The sequence below is a fragment of the Stenotrophomonas sp. YJH_SMC_80 genome, assembly GCF_059372495.1.
Map to the genome: position 1 here is coordinate 244,755 of NZ_JCAFVP010000005.1, position 13,114 is coordinate 257,868.

Genomic DNA, 13,114 nt, shown 5'->3' on the forward strand with positions numbered 1-13,114 from the left:
ATGATCCAACCGCCGCCCCGGTTCCTGCCTGCGCGTGGGCTTACTTCACCCCGTGCATCATCTTCTTCAACAGTGGCGCGGCAATGAAAGCGGCCAGCGCACAGCCCAGGCCGATCCACATCAACAGCCAGAACAGGTGCGCATAGGCACCGGCGGCGGCCACCATGTCCAGCGATTCGCCTTCCGGCACCTCGATCGCGGCCAGCTTGCCGAACAGCGCGGCCAGCGTTTCCGAGAAGGCGGTGGCCAGGAACCAGGTGCCCATCATCAGGCTCATCACCCGCGGCACCGCCAGCTGGGTCACCGCCGACAGGCCGACCGGCGACAGGCACATCTCGCCACTGGCCAGCAGGAAGTAAGCCAGCACCAGCCACCACACGCTGGCCATCTCGCCGGTGGCGCCAACCTGCTGAGCAGCCAGCGCCAGCGGCACGAACGACAGTGCGCCGATCACCAGGCCCCAGGCTGATTTGACCGGCTTGCCTGGTTCCCAGCCGCGGCGGTCCATCCACGTCCACAGCGCGGCGAAGGCCGGTGCCAGCAGCACCAGGAACAGGCCGCCGAGATAGGTGAGCGAGCCGGCGGTCTGCGGAATCACCAGGCAGTCGCGCACCAGCAGCACCAGCATCAGCACGACGATGGCGGCGAAGAACGTGCGCGGCGCAGCCGAACCCGGACGACGCTCGGACAACCGCGCGCTGACCACGAAGCCCAGCGGTGCCAGCAGCAGTGAGAGGATCGACCACGGCAGCGGCGTACCGCCGGTGATCACCAGCGAGGGCACGATGTCCTTGGTCAGCAGCCGGTCGGTGAAGGTCACCCACGAGCCGTAGGACTGCTCGTACATGGTGAAGAACACCAGCGCCATGAAGATCAGCACCATCAGCGCGATCATCTGCTGGCGCTGTACCGGCGTGCACTTGCTGCCGGTGAACCAGGCGAACCAGACCAGCACGCCGCCCAGCACCACCACCATCAACATCAGTGCCAGGCTGATTTCACCGCCCAGCGCGAACGCGCCGTTGCCGGCCGCCCACATCAGCCACGCCACCGGCAACACACCGAGCACCGCGCACAGATAGATGAGCGATTCGCGCGGCAGGCCCAGCACCTTCTGCTTCAACGCCGCCGGTTGCGGCGGCTCGGCGTGGCCCTGCAGGTACTTCTGGCCCCACAGGAACATCGCCAGGCCGGCCAGCATGCCGATGCCGGCCGCACCGAAACCGTACTTCCAGCCGTAGGCCTCGCCGAGGAAGCCGCACACCAGCGATGAGAACAGCGCGCCCAGGTTGATGCCGGCGTAGAACAGCGAGAAACCCGAATCGCGGCGCGGATCGTCCTTGGCGTACAGCTTGCCGACAATGGTGGAGATGTTCGGTTTCAGGAAACCGACGCCCATGATGATCAGCGCCAGCGACAGGTAGGTCACCGCCAGTGCCGAGGTGTCGCGCACCACTTCGCCGTTCACCCGGTACGCAGCGTGGCCTTCGACGGCCATGCCGAGGTGGCCGAGTACCAGCAGGATGCCGCCGAACAGCACGGCCCGGCGCATGCCCAGCCAGCGGTCGGCCAGCATGCCGCCGAATACAGGGATGCAGTACACCAGGCCACCGTAGGCGCCGAGCAGGTCCAGGCCGGCCTTGTCGCCGAACAGGTGGTACTTGGTCAGGTACAGCAGCAACAGCGCCTTCATGCCGTAGAAGGAGAAGCGCTCCCACATTTCGGTGAAGAAGCAGACGTAGACGCCTTTGGGGTGGCCCAGGAAGTCGTCGGAAGCGATAGCGGTGGAATTCATCGCGGAATTATAGGCCTGTGGCCCGATCCGCTTTCAGTAGATCCACGCCATGCGTGGATTGCCGGACTGGCCTGGGCGATCACAGATACCGCAACCACGCCAGGTCACGCCTTCGCACCTTGAACCGCGCGAATGCCCGGGTCGGCGGGTACAGCACCACCGCCAGCGCACAGGCCACCAGCAGCAGGCCGCTGACCGAATCCAGGGCATACAACTCGCCATGGGTCGGCCCCCAGGCCGCCAGCGCGCCCAGGTACAGCGCCTTCAGCACATACAGGTGCAGCAGGTAGAAGAACATCGGCGCGGCGCCGATATCGGCCAGCGGGCGCAGCGCACGCGCCAGTGGCGGCCATTCGTACAGGCGCAGCAGCAACAACCCCACGCCCAGGGTCAGCAGCAGGAACTGCAATGACGGCGGGTACTTGGTGATGTTGAGGATGCTCAGCCAGGTGCGCAGTGCTGTGGTCTGGTACTGCCAAGGGGCATCCCCGTACTCGTTGGCGAACCGCAGTAAGGCGAACAGGGCCAGCGCGCCGACGCCTGCCCACAGCAGCCAGTGATGACGCTGTGCCGGCGCGCGCTCGCGGGCGAACCAGGGCCCCATCAGATAACCCAGGGCGATCACCCCGATCCACGGCAGCACCGGGTAGGAGGTGCGCAGGCGCAGCGCGCCGGCCTCGATCCAGTCGCGCTGGTGCAGCACTTTCCACAGCACCGCCAGCAGGCCATTGCCTTGCACCCGCAAGCCGTCGAACAGGTTGTGCCCGGCCACCACCGCGATTGCCAGCACCAGCAGGGCCGGGCGTGGCAGCCAAAGCAGCCCGGCCAGCGCGATCATGCTCAGCCCGATGGCCCAGATCACCTGCAGGTACAGGGTTTCCGGCGGCAGCTGGAAGGTCCAGGCGAAATTCACCAGGGTCAGTTCCAGCACGACCAGGAACAGCCCGCGCTTGAGCAGGAACGCGGCCGTGGCCCGGCGCGGATCCGCCTGGCGCTGGCCGTACAGCCAGGCCGACAGGCCGGTCAACAGGACGAACACGGGTGCGCACAGGTGGGCCAGCAGACGGCAGGCGAACAGCGCGGGGGAGACCGTCGCCGCGTCCATCGGGTCGCTCACCTGGTGCTGCAGGAAGAAGGTCTCGCGCACGTGGTCGAGCAACATCAACAGCATCACGGTGCCGCGCAGCTGGTCGATGGAGGCCAGGCGGGTAGTGGGGGAAGGAGCCACGTGCGAGGTTCGGTCGGCGTGACAGGATATAACATTACAATTGCGTCTTTCCAGCGTGTGCTGGGCGGTTCCGACGAGCGCGCGCGTCGGCTCAGGGCAGGCAAACCGAGGGGCTCCAGCCCAGCGCCTCGTCGTAGTGGACCTGGATCGCTCGCAGGCTCCCGTCGGGGGTGGCCTTCAAGCAGAATCGGGCGCTGTGGTGTTGCGTGGCGCCGGTCCTGGTGGCCGACAGCGAAACGTCGTACAGGCGTCCGGGCTGCAGCGGCATCGCCGTCTGTCTTGAAATGGCGTTGGCTGGCACTTCTCCGTAGACCACGCAGGCTCCGGGTGGAAGTGGGATTGATGCGGGATGGGCAAAGTAGAACGACCATTGCCGCCGCAGCGGTGGAGTAATTGCGTCATGCACCTCCACACCAAACACCTCCGGAGTTTTACCGATACGCTTGCGCTCCTTCCTGGGTAGTCCGAAACAAGGTTTGCCGGCGTGGTCGGTGATCTCGACTGCGCCAATGCGGCTCCAGGCAGATGCGTAATCGCAAAGCGGCATCAGGCAGGTCAGGGTCACGACAGCCACGACCGGTGATTTGATCGGGCGGATCCGCAGTGGGTTGTTCATCGGGCGGCTCAGCGTCATCGGTTCAGATCATGAACACGATGCACGGGGCGTTGAGGCACTTCAAACGATGATGGCTGGAATGCTGCAGTACTGGTTGGCCTGGCCCCCTGCAGGACATGAGACAACGAGGCCCGGCAGCCGTCCGGGATGTGCCCCATGCGCTTGATGCGTTGGCCGAGTTTGGCCGGAAGCGACTATCTCACTGCCGACCTGGCCGCAACCCTCCCGAACCGCACTGGACTTGCCGCCTCCTGAACGCTAGCGTGCAAGGGATTTTTTGCCAGCAGGGGCTTCCATGAACCACGACGCTGCGCCCAAGCAGCTCACCTTCCGCGCAGTGGCCCTGGCCATCGTGCTGGCGGTGGTGCTGTCGGCCGCAAACGCCTACCTCGGTCTGTTCGCAGGCCTGACCATCGCCACCGCCATTCCCGCCGCGGTGATTTCCATGGGCGTGCTGCGCCTGCTGGGCGGTGGCTCCATCCTTGAAAACAACATCGTGCAGACCGGCGCATCGGCCGGTTCGTCGATCGCCGCTGGTGTGATCTTCACCATCCCGGCGCTGGTGATCATGGGCTACTGGCCGGACTTCAAGTACTGGTGGGTGCTGGGCATCGCCGGCCTCGGCGGCCTGCTGGGCGTGTTGTTCTCGGTGCCGCTGCGTCGTTCGATGATCGTCGAAGACCCGCTTCCGTTCCCGGAAGGCAAGGCTGCGGCGGAAGTGCTCAAGGCCGGTGAGAATCCGGGCCCGGGCCTGAAGATCCTCGGCCTGTCGGCGGTGATCGGTGCCTTCGTCAAGCTGGCCGCGGAAAGCGGCATGCGCCTGATCCCGGATGCCTGGGCCACCTCGGCCTACGTCGGCAGCTCCAAGGTCACCGCCTTCATCGGTACCAACCTGTCGCCGGCACTGCTGGGCGTGGGCTACATCGTCGGCCTCAACGTCGGCATCGTGGTGGTGTCCGGTTCGATCCTGACCTGGCACATCGCCATTCCGATCTACCAGGCGTTCTTCATGAACACCGATCCGGCACTGGCCGCGTCGGTTGCCGCGGCTTCGTCCACCGAGGCGGCGTTCGCCATCTGGGGCGCGAAGATGCGCTACCTGGGTGTCGGCGCGATGCTGATCGGTGGCATCTGGACCCTGATCTCGCTGCGCAAGTCGCTGCTCAACGGCGTCAAGAGCGGCTTTGCCGCCGCCCGCAAGAGCGGTGGCCCGGTGCTGGCGCACACCGAGCGCGACCTGCCGATGAAGTGGATGCTGGTGGCCCTGGTGGTCTTCGTGCTGCCGCTGCTGGCCCTGTACCAGGCCATCGTCGGCCAGTGGCACGTGTCGATCCCGATGACCCTCATCATGATCGTCGCCGGCTTCCTGTTCGTTTCGGTCTCGGCCTACCTGGCCGGCCTGATCGGTTCGTCCAACAACCCGGTGTCGGGCATCACCATCTCCACCATCCTGTTCGCCTCGGCCGTGCTGGTCGTGCTGCTGGGCGCCGACGGCCTGAAGCCGGTCGGTGCCGGCGGCGCGCCGCTGGGCGCCGTGGCCGCCATCATGATCGGCGCGGTGGTGTGCTGCGCCGCTGCGGTTGGTGGTGACAACCTGCAGGACCTCAAGGCCGGCTACATCGTCGGCGCCACCCCGTGGAAGCAGCAGCTGATGCTGGGCATCGGTGCCTTCTCGTGTGCGCTGATCATGGCCCCGGTGCTGAACCTGCTGGCCACCGCCTACGGCATCGGCGTGAAGTCCGAGCTGCACCCGAACGCGCTGGCCGCACCGCAGGCCAACCTGATGGCCTCAGTGGCCAAGGGCCTGTTCGGTGGTGAACTGCCGTGGACCTTCATCGGCATCGGTGCCGTGGTCGGTGCCGCCATCATCGCCTTCGACAGCTGGCTGAAGGCGCGCAACGCCCGCTTCCGCGTGCCGGTGCTGGCCGCCGCCATCGGCATCTACCTGCCGCTGGAGCTGATGGTGCCGATCTTCCTCGGCGGCCTGATCGCCCACCTGGTCGAGCGCTTCCACAAGGTGCGTGCCGATGACGAAGAAGGCCGCGACCGCGTGCACAAGCCGGGCGTGCTGTTCGCCGCGGGCCTGATCACCGGCGAAGCGCTGATGGGCATCGCCATCGCGATTCCGATCGTGGTCAGCAGCCGCGCCGACGTGCTGGCCGTGCCGTTCCACCTGCCGGGCGCGCAGTGGATCGGCCTGGCCGTGCTGTTCCTGGTCGGCTGGCTGATCTACCGCACCGGCAAGTACGCCAAGGCGTAAGGGGGCTCTGCCCCTGGGTTCAACGGGTAGTGCCGGCCGCTGGCCGGCAATCCCGGAATCCCGTGATACCCCTGGTTGCCGGCCAGCGGCCGGCACTACCGCAGACCGCGCTACGGCGCGGTTTGCTGTTTCTGGCGATTGCCTGCCTGCAGCCATGACCGATGGCCTTGGCAGCCCCGGCCGCACGGGCCTACCATCGGTTTTTTGCCGTCCTGCGGAGACCCCGATGAAACTGCGTCATGCCCTGCTGCCACTGAGCCTGCTGGCCGCCCTGCCCAGCGTCGCCGCTGCCCGTGGCCTGGAAGTCCGCGACATGGTGGCCATGGACCGCGTCTCCGCGCCGGTGCTGACCGCTGACGGTGGCACCGTGGTGTTCGCCAAGCGCAGCGTCGATGCCAACCTGAAGGCCTCCACCGCGCTGTTCGCGCGCAACCTGCGTACCCGCGATGCGGCGCCGCCGAAGCAGATCACCCCGGCCGGCTGGAACGTCAATTCCGCTTCGCTGTCGGCCGATGGCCAGACCGTGTATTTCCTCAGTGCCAGGAACGGCAGCCAGCAGCTGTACGCGCAGCCGATCAGCGGCGGTGCTCCGCGCCAGCTGACCGACTTCCCGGTCGACGTGGACAGCTACCACGTGTCGCCCCAGGATGACCGCGTGCTGTTCAGCGCCGGCGTGTTCCAGGACTGTGCCTCGGACCTGGCCTGCACCGAGAAGAAGCTGAAGGAAAAGAAGGACGCCAAGGCCAGCGGCCAGGTGTGGGATTCGCTGTTCGTGCGCCACTGGGACACCTGGAACGACGGTCGCCGCAACACCCTGTTCGTCGCTCCGCTGCCGACGGCCAAGGCCGGTGCGGTCAAGGGCGGGTCGGCGCTGAGCGCGACCATCGATGGTGATGCGCCGTCCAAGCCGTTCGGCGGCAATGATGACTTCGCGTGGTCGCCGGACGGCGCCAGCGTGGTGGCCAGCATCCGCGTGGCCGGCAAGCAGGAGCCGTGGTCGACCAACTTCGACCTGTACCGCTTCGACGCCGCCGGCAAGCAGGCGCCAGTCAACCTGACCGCCTCCAACCCGGCCTGGGATGCCGGCCCGGTGTTCAGCGCGGACGGCAAGACGCTGTTCTACCGTGCGATGAAGCGCCCGGGCTTCGAGGCCGACCGCTTCGGCCTGATGGCGATGGACCTGGCCAGCGGCAAGACCCGCGAAATCGCGCCGCAGTGGGATCGCTCGGCGGGCGGCATCACCCTGTCTGCCGATGGTGCCAGCATCTACACCACGGCCGATGACCTTGGCGAACACCCGCTGTTCCAGATCGACGTGGCCAGCGGCAAGGCCACCAAGCTGATCGGCGACGGCAGCGTGACCTCGGTGGATGTGGCCGGCAACAGCGTGGCGATCACCCGCAACAGCCTGAAGAGCAACGACCAGGTGCTGGTCGGCCTGCTGCCGGCTGCCGGCCAGCCGATCGGCGAACTGCGCGCGCTGACCCCGGCCGCCGGTGAGGTGCTCAAGGACGTCAGTTTCGGCGACTACGAGCAGTTCGAGTTCAAGGGCTGGAACAACGACACCGTGCATGGCTATGTGGTCAAGCCGCACAACTACCAGGAAGGCAAGTCCTACCCGGTCGCGTTCCTGATCCACGGTGGCCCGCAGGGCAGCTTCGGCAATGGCTGGAGCTACCGTTGGAATCCGCAGACCTACGCGGGCCAGGGCTACGCCGTGGTGATGATCGACTTCCACGGTTCCACCGGCTACGGCCAGGCCTTCACCGATGCGATCAGCCAGCACTGGGGCGACCGCCCGCTGGAAGACCTGCAGAAGGGCTGGGACGCGGCGCTGAAGAAGTATTCCTTCCTCAACGGTGACAAGGCCTGTGCGCTGGGCGCCAGCTACGGCGGCTTCATGGTCAACTGGATCGCCGGCAACTGGAACAGCCCGTTCAAGTGCCTGGTCAACCACGATGGCGTGTTCGACCAGCGCATGATGGGCTACGCCACCGAAGAACTGTGGTTCACCGAGTGGGAGCAGGGCGGCACGCCGTACCAGAAGGCCGCGAACTACGAAAAGTTCAACCCGGTCAACCACGTGGCGGACTGGAAGAAGCCGATCCTGGTCATCCACGGCCAGCAGGACTTCCGCATTCCGGTCGAGCAGGGCCTGGCCGCGTTCACCGCTGCCCAGCGCCAGGGCATCGAATCGAAGTTCCTGTACTTCCCGGATGAAAACCACTGGGTGCTGAAGCCGAACAACAGCATCCTGTGGCACGACACCGTCAATGCCTGGCTGAAGCAGCACATCGGCAACTGATGACTGCAGCGCCGCCCTTCGGGGCGGCGCTTTTGTTTCGCCATCTGCTTTACCGGTGGGGGCCGACCGTTGGTCGGCACACCCTCATGATCCGCCGCCAACAGCAGCCGGCCAGCGCCCGGCTCTACCCAGAGCACCTGCATGATCCAGAACGACATCGTCGTCTTCGGCTTGATCGCCGCCACCCTTGGCGCCGTGTTCTGGACCGCTTCGCGCGAGCAGGGCCTGTGGAAGCGCTTCTACACGTTCGTGCCGGCGCTGCTGCTGTGCTACCTGATTCCCGGCATCTACAACACTGTCGGCCTGATCGATGGCCAGAACACCAAGCTCTACAACCCGATCGCACGCGACATCCTGCTGCCGGCAGCGTTGATCCTGCTGACCCTGGCGGTGGACATCAAGGGGATCCTGCGGCTGGGCCCGAAGCTGGTGCTGATGTACCTGGGCGCCTCGGCCAGCATCATGCTCGGTGCGGTGGTGGCGTTCCTGGCGATGCGCGCGCTGCATCCGGAAACCGTGGCCGGTGACACCTGGGCCGGCATGGCCGCATTGGCAGGCAGCTGGATCGGTGGCGGTGCCAACATGCTGGCAATGCGCGAAGTATTCGACGTCAATGCGACCACGTTCGGCCAGTTCGCGGTGGTCGATGTCGGTGTCGGCTACGTGTGGATGGCGGCACTGATCTTCCTGGCGGGGCGGGCAGCGAAGATCGACGCGCGCAGTGGCGCCGATACCTCGGCCATCGATGAACTGAAGGAGCGCATCGCGCGCTTCCAGGCCGAACATGAGCGCATTCCCAGCCTCACCGACCTGATGCTGATCGTGGCGGTGGCCTTCGGCGGCGTGGGCCTCTCGCACGCCATCGGCGCGCCGCTGGCAGCCTGGTTCAAGGCCAACGTCAGCTGGGCCTCGCAGTTCAGCCTGGACGCGCCGTTCGTGTGGGTGGTGGTGCTGTCGACCACGCTGGGCCTGAGCCTGAGCTTCACCCGTGCGCGCACGCTGGAAGGCGCGGGCGCATCGCGCCTGGGCTCGCTGCTGCTGTACTTCCTGATTGCCTGCATCGGCATGCAGATGGATCTGCTGGCGCTGCTGGATCGCCCGTGGCTGTTCCTGCTCGGCCTGATCTGGATTGCCGTGCACATCGTGCTGCTGTGGTGCCTGGGCAAGCTGCTGAAGGTGCCGTTCTTCTATTTCGCCATCGGTTCGCAGTCGAACATCGGTGGACCGGCCTCGGCGCCGGTGGTGGCCGCGGCGTTCCATCCGGCACTGGCGCCGGTGGGGGTGCTGCTGGGCACGATGGGCTATGCCACCGGCACATACCTGGCCTACATCGTCGGCATCACCCTGCGCGCGCTGGCCGGGCAGGGCTGATGGGGTAGTGCCGGCCGCTGGCCGGCAACCAGGTAATGCTTCACGGGTTCATGAGGTTGCCGGCCAGCGGCCGGCACTACCGATGCGTTACGCCACCGGCAACCCGCGTTCGATCCGCCACGCCTTCGCGTCTTCGGCGTCCTGCTCGAACCGCGCCGAGTGAAAAGAGGGGCGCCGCAAGGTCCGACGCGTCGCCACGCGCCCGTGGCCAACCGCGCCCGCGGCTTTACGCCACCGGCAACCCGCGTTCGACCAGCCACGCCTTCGCGTCTTCGGCGTCCTGCTCGAACCGCGCAGAGTGAAAAGAGGGGCGCCGCAAGGTCCGACGCGTCGCCACGCGCCCGTGGCCAACCACGCCCGCGGCTTTACGCCACCGGCAACCCGCGTTCGATCAACCACGCCTTCGCGTCTTCGGCGTCCTGCTCGAACCACGCCTGTGTCGACCCCAGCCGATAGGTGTACCCCCAGGCATCCATGTCGGCCATCAACCGCGCACTGCCAACACCAGGCAGATGCCCGGCCAGCACGATCTGCAGGTAGCAGGTGGCATCTTCCTCGGCGACCGAATCGGTGGCGTCGGTGTGCACCTGCGCGCGCCGCTCCGGCGGCAATACGATCAGGTGGCAGGCTTCATGCAGCATCGAATGCACCGGGGTGTCATCGCGCACATAGACATTGCTGGCGATGATGCCCGCCTCGGGCTCGCCCCAGTAGCTGCCGGGAATCGGTTCGCCTGCGGCCACGTGGTGCAGGCGAAGGCCATGCGCGGCGAGCAGGCACTGCGCGTCGGCGAAGGCGATGTCGCCCACGCAGGTGATGTCCACGGCGGTTGTCGTATCGGTCATGCAGGTCACGCGGCCCCGCCCATGCAGGCACGGGCGGGGCGGGGCATCAGGGTTTGTCCGGGCCTTCAGGCAGCGCCACGGAGATGTCCAGCACATCGTGCTGGCCATCCTTCACCAGGTCGACCTTCACCGCATCGACGTCGATGTTCACGTACTTCTTGATCACTTCCAGCAGCTCGCGCTGCAGCAGCGGCAGGTAGTCCGGGCCACCGCGGTGGCTGCGTTCCTGCGCGATGATGATCTGCAGGCGGTTCTTTGCGGTTTCGGCGGTGGTCTTCTTCGCTTTGAGGAAATCGAACAGGCCCATGCTTACCCTCCGAACAGCTTGCTGAAGAAGCCCTTCTTCTCGACGCTGGTGAAGCGCATCGGGCGATCTTCGCCGAGGATGCGCGCGACGGCGTCGTCATACGCCTGGCCGGCAGCGGATTCGACATCCAGGATCACCGGTTCGCCCTTGTTGGAGGCATTGAGCACATCGCCCGATTCGGGGATCACGCCGATGGCCTTCAGCCCCAGCACTTCCTCGACGTCGGCGATGCTGAGCATCTCGCCGGTTTCCACGCGCAGCGGGGTGTAGCGGGTCAGCAGCAGGAAGGCAGGCACGTTCTGGCCGGATTCGGCCTTGTGGGTCTTCGAGTCCAGCAGGCCGATGATGCGGTCGGAGTCACGCACCGAGGACACTTCCGGGTTCACCACCACCACGGCGCGGTCGGCGAAGTACATCGCCAGGAATGCTCCCTTCTCGATGCCGGCCGGCGAGTCGCAGATGATGTAATCGAAGCCATCGGCGGCCAGGTCCTTCAGGACCTTGCCCACGCCTTCCTGGGTCAGTGCGTCCTTGTCGCGGGTCTGCGAGGCGGCCAACACATACAGGTTGTCGAAGCGCTTGTCCTTGATCAGGGCCTGCTTGAGGGTGGCTTCGCCATGCACGACGTTGACGAAGTCGTACACCACGCGGCGTTCGCACCCCATGATCAGGTCGAGGTTGCGCAGGCCGACGTCGAAGTCGATCACCGCCACCTTCTTGCCGCGCCGCGCCAGGCCACAGGCCAGGCTCGCGCTGGAAGTGGTCTTGCCCACGCCGCCCTTGCCGGAGGTGACTACGATGATTTCAGCCAAAGGACTTCTCCTGGTTCTGCATTAGTTTGGGGCTGCGTCAGTCCAGCGCAGCGATCTTGATCTGGTCCTGTTCCAGCCACACCTGCACGGCCTTGCCGCGCAGGTTGTCCGGAACATCGTCCAGTACCTTGTAGTGGCCTGCAATGGCCACCAGTTCCGCATGGAAATCACGGCAGAAGATGCGTGCCGCGGTGTTGCCCTGGGCCCCTGCCAGCGCGCGGCCGCGCAGGGTGCCGTAGATATGGATGCTGCCATCGGCGATGACCTCGGCGCCGGCGCCGACGGTGGCCATCACGGTCAGGTCGCAGTTCTCCGCGTACAGCTGCTGGCCTGAACGCACGTTGCCCAGCTGCATGCGGCCCGGCTGCGGCGCGGCTGCATCGGCGATCTTGGCTACCGGTGCGGCCGGGGCTGGCTTCGGTTCGGCACGCGCGGCGCGGCGCGGTTCCGGTGCGGGCGGCGGCGGGGCCGCTTCGGCCTCGGCACGTTCGTACTGGGCGCGGAACTTGGCCAGCAGCGGCAGGCCGAGCTGCTGCGAGAGCAGGTCGACCGCGCTGGTGCCATAGGCCAGCGCCACCGGCAGCACGCCGGCGCTGCGCAGGCCATCGACCAGCGCCTGTGCGGTGGCCACGTCCGGAACCTGGCTCAGGCCGCCGAAATCGAGGATCACCGCCGCGCGGCCGAACAGCTTCGGCGCACGGGTCACGCGCTCGCGCATTTCCTGCACGAGGCGTTCGACATCAAGGGTACGGATGCGAAGGTTGGCGATGCCCACCTGGCCGATCTTCAGTTCACCGGCCTGTTCGTAATCGAAATTCACCGCCACGCTCAGGTCCCCGTCGGCCGCTGTGCCTGCGCCGGCAGCTGCCGGGCGCGTGTCCATGCCACATCCGGCAGCTTGCCGCCGTAGGTCTCCTGGACCCACGGGTAGCTGCACAGTTCCTTGGCCAGCATGCTGGCACGCACATCGACCTGGGCCATGGTGTTCTGGCCCAGCTCGCGGAAGCCGAAGCTGCCGTGGAAGAGCAGGGCGGCATCGGCGCCGTGGTCGAGGAAGACTTCGCAGGTCATCTGCGGGTAGCGCAGCTCGGCAAAGCTCTGCGCGTCGGCATAGAACGCACGGCCGACGCCACCGCCGCGGCGGCGGCTGGCGACCACGATGCGGTCGATGTAGAAGAAGGGGGTGTCCAGCTGCTGCTTGAACCAGGCGAAGTTGCTGCTGTCGTGCTGGCTGTCGCTGCCGAAGCCGATCAGGAAGCCGGCCAGGTTGCCGTCGCGCTCGGCGACGCGGAAATACTCAGCGGTTTCATAGAACAGGCGCAGGCGGGCCGCATCCAGGGGAAGGATGGCCAGGCCAGCGTTGTTGTTCAAAGCCAGGACGGAATCGAGCTCGTGCTCGCGCACGTCGCGGATGACAATCGACATTGTGACTCCGTGGGGTAACGCGGTTGGTCCATCAAGGGACCCTGCGCACGATTATTGCATGCCCGGGGTGGGCTGCGGCATGAACAGGCGACCGGGCAGGCATGACTTCCGTGGGGTGCGGTGTGCAGGCCGGGCCCGTAGAGTGCTGGC

Annotated in this window: 11 protein-coding genes; 3 read left to right on the top strand and 8 right to left on the bottom strand. The window is 66.4% G+C overall.

From position 1 onward, the window contains the following. Positions 1-40: 40 nt before the first annotated feature. The 3 genes from AC5P99_RS11530 to AC5P99_RS11540 form a co-directional block, all read right to left on the bottom strand. Positions 41-1,795, bottom strand: a complete 1,755-nt coding sequence (locus AC5P99_RS11530; RefSeq protein WP_495213177.1) for a peptide MFS transporter — start codon at positions 1,793-1,795, stop codon at positions 41-43. Positions 1,796-1,874: 79 nt separating this feature from the next. Further along, positions 1,875-3,023 (bottom strand): acetyltransferase domain-containing protein, encoded by a 1,149-nt coding sequence (locus AC5P99_RS11535; protein ID WP_164221417.1) that lies wholly within the window; start codon positions 3,021-3,023, stop codon positions 1,875-1,877. Between the two features lie 91 nt (positions 3,024-3,114). Continuing rightward, positions 3,115-3,657 (bottom strand): hypothetical protein, encoded by a 543-nt coding sequence (locus tag AC5P99_RS11540; RefSeq protein WP_223846374.1) that lies wholly within the window; start codon positions 3,655-3,657, stop codon positions 3,115-3,117. Positions 3,658-3,934: 277 nt separating this feature from the next. Here AC5P99_RS11540 and AC5P99_RS11545 point away from each other — a divergent pair, with 277 nt between their 5' ends. From AC5P99_RS11545 to AC5P99_RS11555, 3 genes are all read left to right on the top strand, one after another. Further along, positions 3,935-5,899 (top strand): OPT family oligopeptide transporter, encoded by a 1,965-nt coding sequence (locus AC5P99_RS11545; protein WP_005408528.1) that lies wholly within the window; start codon positions 3,935-3,937, stop codon positions 5,897-5,899. A 226-nt stretch (positions 5,900-6,125) separates the two neighbouring features. Continuing rightward, on the top strand, positions 6,126-8,204 hold the full coding sequence (locus AC5P99_RS11550; RefSeq protein ID WP_495213178.1) for a S9 family peptidase: 2,079 nt from the start codon (positions 6,126-6,128) through the stop codon (positions 8,202-8,204). Positions 8,205-8,345: 141 nt separating this feature from the next. Next, entirely contained in the window at positions 8,346-9,575 is a 1,230-nt protein-coding gene (locus AC5P99_RS11555) for a DUF819 family protein (RefSeq protein WP_005408530.1), read from the top strand. A 365-nt stretch (positions 9,576-9,940) separates the two neighbouring features. Here AC5P99_RS11555 and AC5P99_RS11560 read toward each other — a convergent pair whose 3' ends face one another. Genes AC5P99_RS11560 through AC5P99_RS11580 form a run of 5 tightly spaced genes read right to left on the bottom strand, consistent with a single transcriptional unit; the run spans position 9,941 to position 12,964 of the window. Further along, entirely contained in the window at positions 9,941-10,420 is a 480-nt protein-coding gene (locus tag AC5P99_RS11560) for a hypothetical protein (protein ID WP_043034133.1), read from the bottom strand. Between the two features lie 46 nt (positions 10,421-10,466). Continuing rightward, the gene (gene minE, locus AC5P99_RS11565) at positions 10,467-10,727 is read right to left on the bottom strand and encodes a cell division topological specificity factor MinE (RefSeq protein ID WP_005408532.1); all 261 of its coding nucleotides are present in this window, start codon (positions 10,725-10,727) and stop codon (positions 10,467-10,469) included. 2 nt (positions 10,728-10,729) lie between these two features. Further along, a complete protein-coding gene (gene minD / locus AC5P99_RS11570; protein WP_005408533.1) occupies positions 10,730-11,539 on the bottom strand; it encodes a septum site-determining protein MinD in 810 nt (269 codons plus the stop codon). A 37-nt stretch (positions 11,540-11,576) separates the two neighbouring features. Further along, positions 11,577-12,422 (bottom strand): septum site-determining protein MinC, encoded by an 846-nt coding sequence (gene minC / locus AC5P99_RS11575; protein ID WP_043034132.1) that lies wholly within the window; start codon positions 12,420-12,422, stop codon positions 11,577-11,579. Then, a complete protein-coding gene (locus AC5P99_RS11580) occupies positions 12,368-12,964 on the bottom strand; it encodes a GNAT family N-acetyltransferase (RefSeq protein WP_005408535.1) in 597 nt (198 codons plus the stop codon). The genes minC and AC5P99_RS11580 overlap by 55 nt, the downstream gene beginning before the upstream one ends. Positions 12,965-13,114 lie beyond the last annotated feature (150 nt).

Bases quoted from the DNA above. Each gene is read 5' to 3' on its own strand.
- AC5P99_RS11545 (WP_005408528.1), top strand. From the start codon at position 3,935: ATGAACCACGACGCTGCGCCCAAGCAGCTCACCTTCCGCGCAGTGGCC.
- minE (WP_005408532.1), bottom strand. From the start codon at position 10,727: ATGGGCCTGTTCGATTTCCTCAAAGCGAAGAAGACCACCGCCGAAACC.
- AC5P99_RS11560 (WP_043034133.1), bottom strand. From the start codon at position 10,420: ATGACCGATACGACAACCGCCGTGGACATCACCTGCGTGGGCGACATC.
- AC5P99_RS11540 (WP_223846374.1), bottom strand. From the start codon at position 3,657: ATGACGCTGAGCCGCCCGATGAACAACCCACTGCGGATCCGCCCGATC.
- AC5P99_RS11555 (WP_005408530.1), top strand. From the start codon at position 8,346: ATGATCCAGAACGACATCGTCGTCTTCGGCTTGATCGCCGCCACCCTT.
- AC5P99_RS11580 (WP_005408535.1), bottom strand. From the start codon at position 12,964: ATGTCGATTGTCATCCGCGACGTGCGCGAGCACGAGCTCGATTCCGTC.
- minC (WP_043034132.1), bottom strand. From the start codon at position 12,422: ATGGACACGCGCCCGGCAGCTGCCGGCGCAGGCACAGCGGCCGACGGG.
- AC5P99_RS11530 (WP_495213177.1), bottom strand. From the start codon at position 1,795: ATGAATTCCACCGCTATCGCTTCCGACGACTTCCTGGGCCACCCCAAA.
- AC5P99_RS11550 (WP_495213178.1), top strand. From the start codon at position 6,126: ATGAAACTGCGTCATGCCCTGCTGCCACTGAGCCTGCTGGCCGCCCTG.